Annotated in this window: 7 protein-coding genes; 6 read left to right on the forward strand and 1 reads right to left on the reverse strand. The window is 73.5% G+C overall.

Features of this window, described 5'->3' with window-relative positions; genetic code table 11:
• Positions 1-597: alpha/beta hydrolase (locus ACTIDRAF_RS30270; protein WP_016700707.1), on the forward strand; the 597-nt coding region annotated here is incomplete at its 5' end.
• Positions 598-1,392: 795 nt separating this feature from the next.
• Here the strand turns inward: ACTIDRAF_RS30270 and ACTIDRAF_RS0221120 are convergent.
• Positions 1,393-1,875, reverse strand: a complete 483-nt coding sequence (locus ACTIDRAF_RS0221120; protein ID WP_016700708.1) for a hypothetical protein — start codon at positions 1,873-1,875, stop codon at positions 1,393-1,395.
• A gap of 167 nt (positions 1,876-2,042) precedes the next feature.
• Between ACTIDRAF_RS0221120 and tsaB the strand changes: the two genes are divergently transcribed.
• From tsaB to groL, 5 genes are all read left to right on the forward strand, one after another.
• The gene (gene tsaB, locus ACTIDRAF_RS0221125; protein ID WP_026066348.1) at positions 2,043-2,765 is read left to right on the forward strand and encodes a tRNA (adenosine(37)-N6)-threonylcarbamoyltransferase complex dimerization subunit type 1 TsaB; all 723 of its coding nucleotides are present in this window, start codon (positions 2,043-2,045) and stop codon (positions 2,763-2,765) included.
• A gap of 2 nt (positions 2,766-2,767) precedes the next feature.
• Entirely contained in the window at positions 2,768-3,334 is a 567-nt protein-coding gene (gene rimI / locus ACTIDRAF_RS30275) for a ribosomal protein S18-alanine N-acetyltransferase (protein WP_052168922.1), read from the forward strand.
• Positions 3,331-4,410 carry a tRNA (adenosine(37)-N6)-threonylcarbamoyltransferase complex transferase subunit TsaD gene (gene tsaD / locus ACTIDRAF_RS0221135; RefSeq protein WP_016700711.1) on the forward strand — a complete coding sequence of 360 codons (1,080 nt, stop codon included), beginning with the start codon at positions 3,331-3,333 and terminating at the stop codon, positions 4,408-4,410. The genes rimI and tsaD overlap by 4 nt, the downstream gene beginning before the upstream one ends.
• Positions 4,411-4,645: 235 nt before the next feature.
• Positions 4,646-4,942: a co-chaperone GroES gene (groES, locus tag ACTIDRAF_RS0221140; protein WP_016700712.1), complete on the forward strand. Its 297-nt coding sequence runs from the start codon at positions 4,646-4,648 to the stop codon at positions 4,940-4,942.
• A gap of 133 nt (positions 4,943-5,075) precedes the next feature.
• Positions 5,076-6,689, forward strand: coding sequence for a chaperonin GroEL (gene groL, locus ACTIDRAF_RS0221145; RefSeq protein WP_016700713.1), 1,614 nt, complete (start codon positions 5,076-5,078; stop codon positions 6,687-6,689).
• Positions 6,690-6,700: the final 11 nt, after the last annotated feature.

The raw sequence follows: 6,700 nt of genomic DNA on the forward strand, positions 1-6,700 counted from the left end.
GCCGCCGGCGCCCTGTTCGACGAGCAGCGCGCCCGGTCCCCGAAGGCGAGGACGGCCGTCATCGCGTGGAGCGGCTACCTCAGCCCGCGCGGAGTGGGGGTCGACGCGGCCGCCGCCACGCTCGCCGAGGCCGGTGCGGTCCGCCTGGACCGGTTGCTCGGGGGGATCGCCGCCCTGGCCGGTGACGCGGGAGCGCCGCCGACCGTGCACCTCGTCTGCCACAGCTACGGAAGCGTGGTGTGCTCGTTGACCGCCCAGCGGGGCACCATCGACGTCGGTTCGTTGGTGGCGGTCGGTTCGCCCGGTCTCCGCGCCTCGACCGCCGGCGAACTGTCCGGGGCGGACCAGGTCTGGGCGATGCGGGCGGACGACGACTGGATCGGCTGGGTGGCCGGCCTCTCCCTGGGAGGCCTCGGCCACGGCCCCGACCCCACCGAGCCGTCCTTCGGTGCGCGGGTCGTCCCGGCGGGGGACGCCAGCGGGCACGACGGCTACTTCGTTCCCGGCACCGGGTCGCTGGGTCGGCTCGCGGAGATCACGGTGGCGAACGGTTCCGGGGTGCCCGAGCGGCTCACCAGCACGGGCGACGCCCCCTGACGGGGGCAGGGGAACGACCGAGCCACGCCTGGTGTCCCGCTCCCCCGGTGCGCGCGGAGCGGGGTGCGAGGGAGCTCGGCGCGGGCGTCGCCCCGTCCAGGAGGCCGTGGCAAGGCCGGAGGCGACCGGCGGCCGCCACCCGGCTGGCGGTGGCGCAGGACCTCGCCCGGTCCCGAGCTCGCCGTGCCACCGTCGACCGGCGGCTCGGCACCCGGCGACCCGTGGCCCCCGATCGGGGGCCCTGACCGGTAGGTCTGCCGGTAACCGCGGCGCGCACCACGGTCCAGGCTCGCACCGGGTGTGGTGGCAGGGAGCGGTTCTGCCCGCTGGGTGCGGCGGCGTCGGGGACCTCCGCCTCGGTTCGTGGAGGTCACGGCGCACCTCCCGCGCGGACGGGGTGCGCGCCTCCGCGAGCCTGGGAGGTGCGCCGGGGGCCGGCCCCGGGGTGTCCGCGCTCCTCCGGACCAACGGAGGGATCTGGTCGTCAGCCCGCTGAGCCATCAGCCGGCGTGGGTACCCCGCGCCGGTCCCGCCTGGTCGGAGGCGGCCCTGGCCGGTCGCGATGGGCGCCGCCCAGGTCGACCACGCTGGGGACCTGCGCCGTGGGCTGGGCGCGGTGCGCGGTCCCGTTGGTCCGGGTTCGAGGTCGTCACCCGGACCCGTGCGACGGCCTCGTGGGCGATCCGCGACTGCTCGAGCGGCCCTCCGCCGGCCGCCGGCCCCGGGCAGGCCGAGCTGGCGCGGCGGAGGACGACCGAAGTGCCCGGCGTCCCCGCCTCCACATCCCAGGTCGGTTCACCGGCGGGCGCCCCGGCCGAGGACCCAGCCGAGCAGTCCACCGATGAGAGCCGCGCCGACGCACAGCGCCAGCTCCTCGGGCGGGAGGGACGCCGTCGACGAGTCCGCGCCGTCGAGGTTGGTCCGCAGCACGACCGGGTAGACCATTCCGAAGAACCCGCCGAGCGCCCAGGAAAGGGCGATGGCGAACCGGGGGCTGTTCGCCTGCCTGACTCCGAGGCCCGACTTCTTCCTGCGGCTGGAGGGCTTCGCGACCACGCTGCCGAAGCTGATCGCCATCAGCAGTCCCACCCCGACCATCATCAGCAGCATGGAGGGACGACTCATCGAGTTGGTGACGCCGTCCGTGCCGAACCGGGTGGCCAGTTCCTCGGGGAACTCGTCCCAGGAACCCAGCAGTAGAGCGACTCCCGGAACCGCGCCCAGCACGGGTGGTAACGCCGCGAGCATGATCCGGCCGGTCGTGCCGCCACCTGGCATGTGCCCTCCCCAGTCTCGGTTGGTTAGCTGTTCTATACCCACTCAATCAGATATCGATGGAAGTGGGAAATACCTCGGCGCACGCGGAAGACGACCACCACGAGCCGAGGTGGTCGGTCCGACGGGGCGGCTCAGGGCCGAGCACGGCGGCTCGTAGGCTCGTGGACGTGCTGCTACTGGCCATCGACACCGCCACTCCGGCCATCGTCTCCGGCGTCGTCGAGCTCGCGGACGCCGGGCCGCCGCGCGTGCTCGCCGGCGAACCGGTCTTCGCCGCCCGGTCGCACGCCGAGCTGCTGACCCCGAGACTTCGCGCGGCCGCCAGGGCGGCCGGCGTGGAGTTCGGGGACGTGGACGCGCTCGTCTGCGGTGTTGGTCCGGGCCCCTTCACCGGGCTGCGGGTGGGCATGGTCACCGCGGCCGCCCTGGGGCACGCCCTCGGCAGGCCGGTCCACCCGGTGGGAACGTTGGACGGTGTCGCGGCCGGCGTGGTGAGCCCCGGTCCGTTCCTGGTGGTCTCCGACGCCCGCCGGCGGGAGGTGTACTGGAGCGTGCACGCCTCGGGTGGTGCCCGTGTCGAGGGGCCGGGCGTCGCCCGGCCCGAGGAGCTGCGGGAGCAGCTCGCGACGATGCCTCCGGCAACCCGTCCGCTGCACCTCGCGGGGAACCTCCGGCCCCCGGGGGACGCCCGGGGCGAGGGGATGGCGGAACTCGCGGACCTGCTCGGGCTCCCCCTGCTCGGCACCACGTTCCCCACTCCCGGTGGTCTGGTGACCGCCGTCTCGGCCGAGTTGCGCGCCGGACGGCCACCCTCGCCGCTCGTCCCCCGCTACCTGCGGCAGCCGGATGCCGCCGAACCGCGCGCCCCGAAGCGGGTGAGCACGCCGTGACGGTGGCGATCAGGCGGTTGCGCCGGGTGGACGCCAGCCGGTGCGCCGAGCTCGAGCGGGAGTTGTTCCCGGGGGACGACCCCTGGAGCGAGCGGGCGTTCCTGGCCGAGATGGCCGCCGGCCACCGGTACCTCGGCGCGTACGCCCCGCCCGAGGAACCGGTCGACGCGGGGGGCTCGGGGCGGACCGCGAACCCCTGGCGCCCGGTGGACACCGAGGGGCCGCTGGTCGGCTACGGGGGACTCGCCGTGCTGGGGCGGTCGCCCGACCTCGAGGCGGAGGTGCACACCATCGCCGTCGCCCCGGCCTGGCAGGGGCGGGGGGTGGGAACGGCGTTGCTGAGGTCCCTGCTGGCCCACGCCGACAACCTGCGCGCGCCCACCTTCCTGGAGGTGCGCACCGACAACGACCAGGCGATCCGACTGTACGAACGGCACGGCTTCGCGCGGGTCGGTCTGCGTCGGCGCTACTACCAGCCGTCGGGAGCGGACGCGTACACCATGCGGCGGGAACCCGCGGTGGCGGCGCCGACCGGCGGACCAGAGCGAGACGGAAGGGAACCACGGTGACCGGAGCCAGTGCGGAGGCCTCGGCCCTCGTGCTCGGGATCGAGACCTCCTGTGACGAGACCGGAGCCGGGCTCGTCGAGGTGTTCGACGACGGACGAGTCCGGTTGGTGGCCGACGTGGTCGCCTCCAGCGTCGAACAGCACGCGAGGTTCGGCGGTGTCGTGCCGGAGATCGCCAGCAGGGCGCACCTGGAGGCGCTGACCCCGACCGTGCGGCGTGCCCTGGACGACGCGGGCTGCGCGCTCCGGGACGTGGACGCGATCGCCGTCACCGCCGGTCCGGGGCTCGCCGGGGCGTTGATGGTCGGGGTGGCGGCGGCCAAGGCCTACGCGGCGGCGGCGGACAAGCCGCTCTACGGGGTGAACCACCTGGCCGGTCACGTGGCGGTGGACGCCCTGGAGCACGGCCCGCTGCCCAGCCCGTGCCTGGCGCTGCTGGTCTCCGGCGGGCACACCCAGCTCCTGCTCGTGGAGGACGTGGCGAGCTCGGTCCGCGAGATCGGTTCCACCATCGACGACGCCGCCGGCGAGGCCTACGACAAGGTCGCCAGGCTGCTCGACCTCCCCTACCCGGGAGGCCCGCCCATCGACCGGGCGGCCAGGGCGGCCGGTGCGGCCGCGCGGGACGCGATCGCGTTCCCCCGGGGGTTGACCGGGCCGAGGGACAGCCGGCACGACTTCTCCTTCTCCGGGCTCAAGACCGCGGTGGCCCGGTGGGTGGAGGGGCGGCGAGCCGCCGGTGAGCGGGTCGACGTGCCGTCGGTCGCCGCGTCCTTCCAGGAGGCCGTCGCCGACGTGCTCACGGCCAAGGCCGTCCGCGCCGCCTCCGAGCTGGGCGTGGACACGCTGGTGGTCTCGGGTGGTGTCGCCGCCAACTCCCGGCTCGGGGAGTTGGCCGCCGAGCGCTGCGCGCGCGCGGGCATCCGGCTCCGGGTGCCGCCGCCCCGGCTGTGCACGGACAACGGCGCGATGATCGCGGCGCTCGGGGCGCACCTGGTCGCCGCGGGGGCGCCGCCGTCAGACCCTGGTTTCGGGGCCGATCCGGCACTCCCGGTGGGGACGGTCGTGGTGGAATGACGGTCGTCGCCGGGGCGCGGCGGTGCCGCCCGGGACGCTCGCGGGTCGGCCGTTTCGCTCCTGGCGGAAGGGTTTCCCGGCTCGCGGGGCACCCCGAGCTTGAGAGTTAGCACTCTCGGCGGTAGAGTGCCAGAAGTAACGGCACCCGCCTCACCCGGCACCCGCGACGACGGGACGGCAGGAGCCGTCGGAATCTGCCAACGCTTCGAAGGCCCCAGAAGGTGGAGGTCACACCGTGGCGAGCGTGAACGTCAAGCCGCTCGAGGACAAGATCCTCGTCCAGGCAAGCGAAGCCGAGACGACGACGGCGTCCGGCATCGTTATCCCGGACACCGCCAAGGAGAAGCCCCAGGAGGGCAAGGTTCTGGCCGTCGGCCCGGGCCGGGTGGACGACAAGGGCAACCGCATCCCCGTGGATGTGGCTGTCGGCGACGTCGTCATCTACTCCAAGTACGGCGGTACCGAGGTCAAGTACAACGGCGAGGAGTACCTGATCCTCTCCGCGCGCGATGTGCTGGCCGTGGTGAACTGACAATCCGGTTCACCGGCGATACCTCACCGCCCCGGCGGCCCAGGTCCACTGGGGGCGCCGGGGCGGTTTCGCGTCTTCCGGGGGTTCCCGCCGAACCCCCGCTCCCGTCGAGAAGCTTGGAGAAGAGGCCACGATGGCCAAAGAGATCAAGTTCGACCAGCACGCCAGGGGCGCGCTGGAGCGCGGCGTCAACCAGCTCGCCGACGCCGTCAAGGTGACCCTCGGCCCGCGCGGCCGGCACGTGGTCCTCGACAAGAAGTTCGGGTCTCCGGTCGTCACCAACGACGGTGTGACGATCGCCAGGGAGATCGAGCTGGAGGACCCGTACGAGAACCTCGGCGCCCAGCTCGCCAAGAACGTCGCCACCAAGACCAACGACGTCGCGGGTGACGGGACCACCACCGCGACCGTGCTGGCCCAGGCCCTGGTCAAGGAGGGGCTGCGCAACCTCGCCGCCGGCGCCAACCCGGCCGCCCTCGGGCGGGGCATCCAGGCCGCGGCCGACGCCGTGGTCGACGTCCTCAAGACCAAGGCGACGCCGGTCAAGGGGCGGGACAACATCGCCCAGGTCGGCACCGTCTCCTCCCGGGACGAGACGATCGGAGCGCTCTGCGGCGAGGCCATCGAGCGGGTCGGCGAGGACGGTGTGATCACCGTCGAGGAGGCCTCCACGCTGTCCACCTGGCTGGAGATCACCGAGGGCGTCCAGTTCGACAAGGGCTTCGTGTCGCCGCACTTCGTCACCGACGCGGAGCGGCAGGAGGCCGTGCTGGAGGACGCGCTCGTCCTGCTGCACCGGGAGAAGATCTCCGCGCTGAACGACTTCCTTCCCCTGCTGGAGAAGGTCGTCCAGGCGGGCAAGCCGCTGCTGGTCATCGCCGAGGACGTCGAGGGCGAGGCGCTCTCCACGCTGACCGTCAACGCCATCCGCAAGACGGTCAAGGTCGTCGCGGTGAAGGCGCCCTACTTCGGTGACCGGCGCAAGGCGTTCCTCGACGACCTCGCCGTCGTCACCGGCGCGAAGGTCATCGCGCCCGAGCTCGGCCTGAAGCTGTCCGAGTCCGGGCTGGACGTTCTGGGCAAGGTCCGCCGGGTCACCGTGACCAAGGACGACACCACGATCGTCGACGGCGGCGGCAGCAAGGCCGACATCGACGCGCGGGCGGAGCAGATCCGGCGGGAGATCGACGCCACCGACTCCGACTGGGACCGGGAGAAGCTCCAGGAGCGGCTGGCCAAGCTGTCCGGCGGTGTCGCGGTCATCAAGGTCGGCGCCGCCACCGAGACGGAGATGAAGGAGCGCAAGCACCGCATCGAGGACGCGGTCGCCTCGACCAGGGCCGCCGTGGAGGAGGGCATCATCCCCGGTGGTGGTGCCAGCCTGGTGCACGCCGCGAACCAGCTGGAGGGTGACCTCGGCCTGACCGGTGACGAGGCGACCGGCGTCCGCGCGGTTCGCCGTGCGCTGGCCGCGCCGCTGCACTGGATCGTGGCCAACGCCGGGCTCGAGGGGCCGGTCGTCGTGGCCAAGGTGTCCGAGCTGGAGTGGGGCAACGGGTTCGACGCCGGCACGCTGACGTACCGCGACCTGCTGGACGCGGGTGTCGTCGACCCGGTCAAGGTGACCCGGTCCGCCGTGTCCAACGCCGCCTCCATCGCCAGGATGGTGCTCACCACCGAGAGCGCTGTCGTGGAGAAGAAGGAGGAGGAGCCCGCGGGCGCCGCGGGCCACGGTCACGGCCACTGACCGAGGACCGA

The organism is Actinoalloteichus spitiensis RMV-1378 (assembly GCF_000239155.1).
GTDB lineage: Bacteria > Actinomycetota > Actinomycetes > Mycobacteriales > Pseudonocardiaceae > Actinoalloteichus_B > Actinoalloteichus_B spitiensis.

Bases quoted from the DNA above. Each gene is read 5' to 3' on its own strand.
- groL (WP_016700713.1), top strand. From the start codon at position 5,076: ATGGCCAAAGAGATCAAGTTCGACCAGCACGCCAGGGGCGCGCTGGAG.
- ACTIDRAF_RS0221120 (WP_016700708.1), bottom strand. From the start codon at position 1,875: ATGCCAGGTGGCGGCACGACCGGCCGGATCATGCTCGCGGCGTTACCA.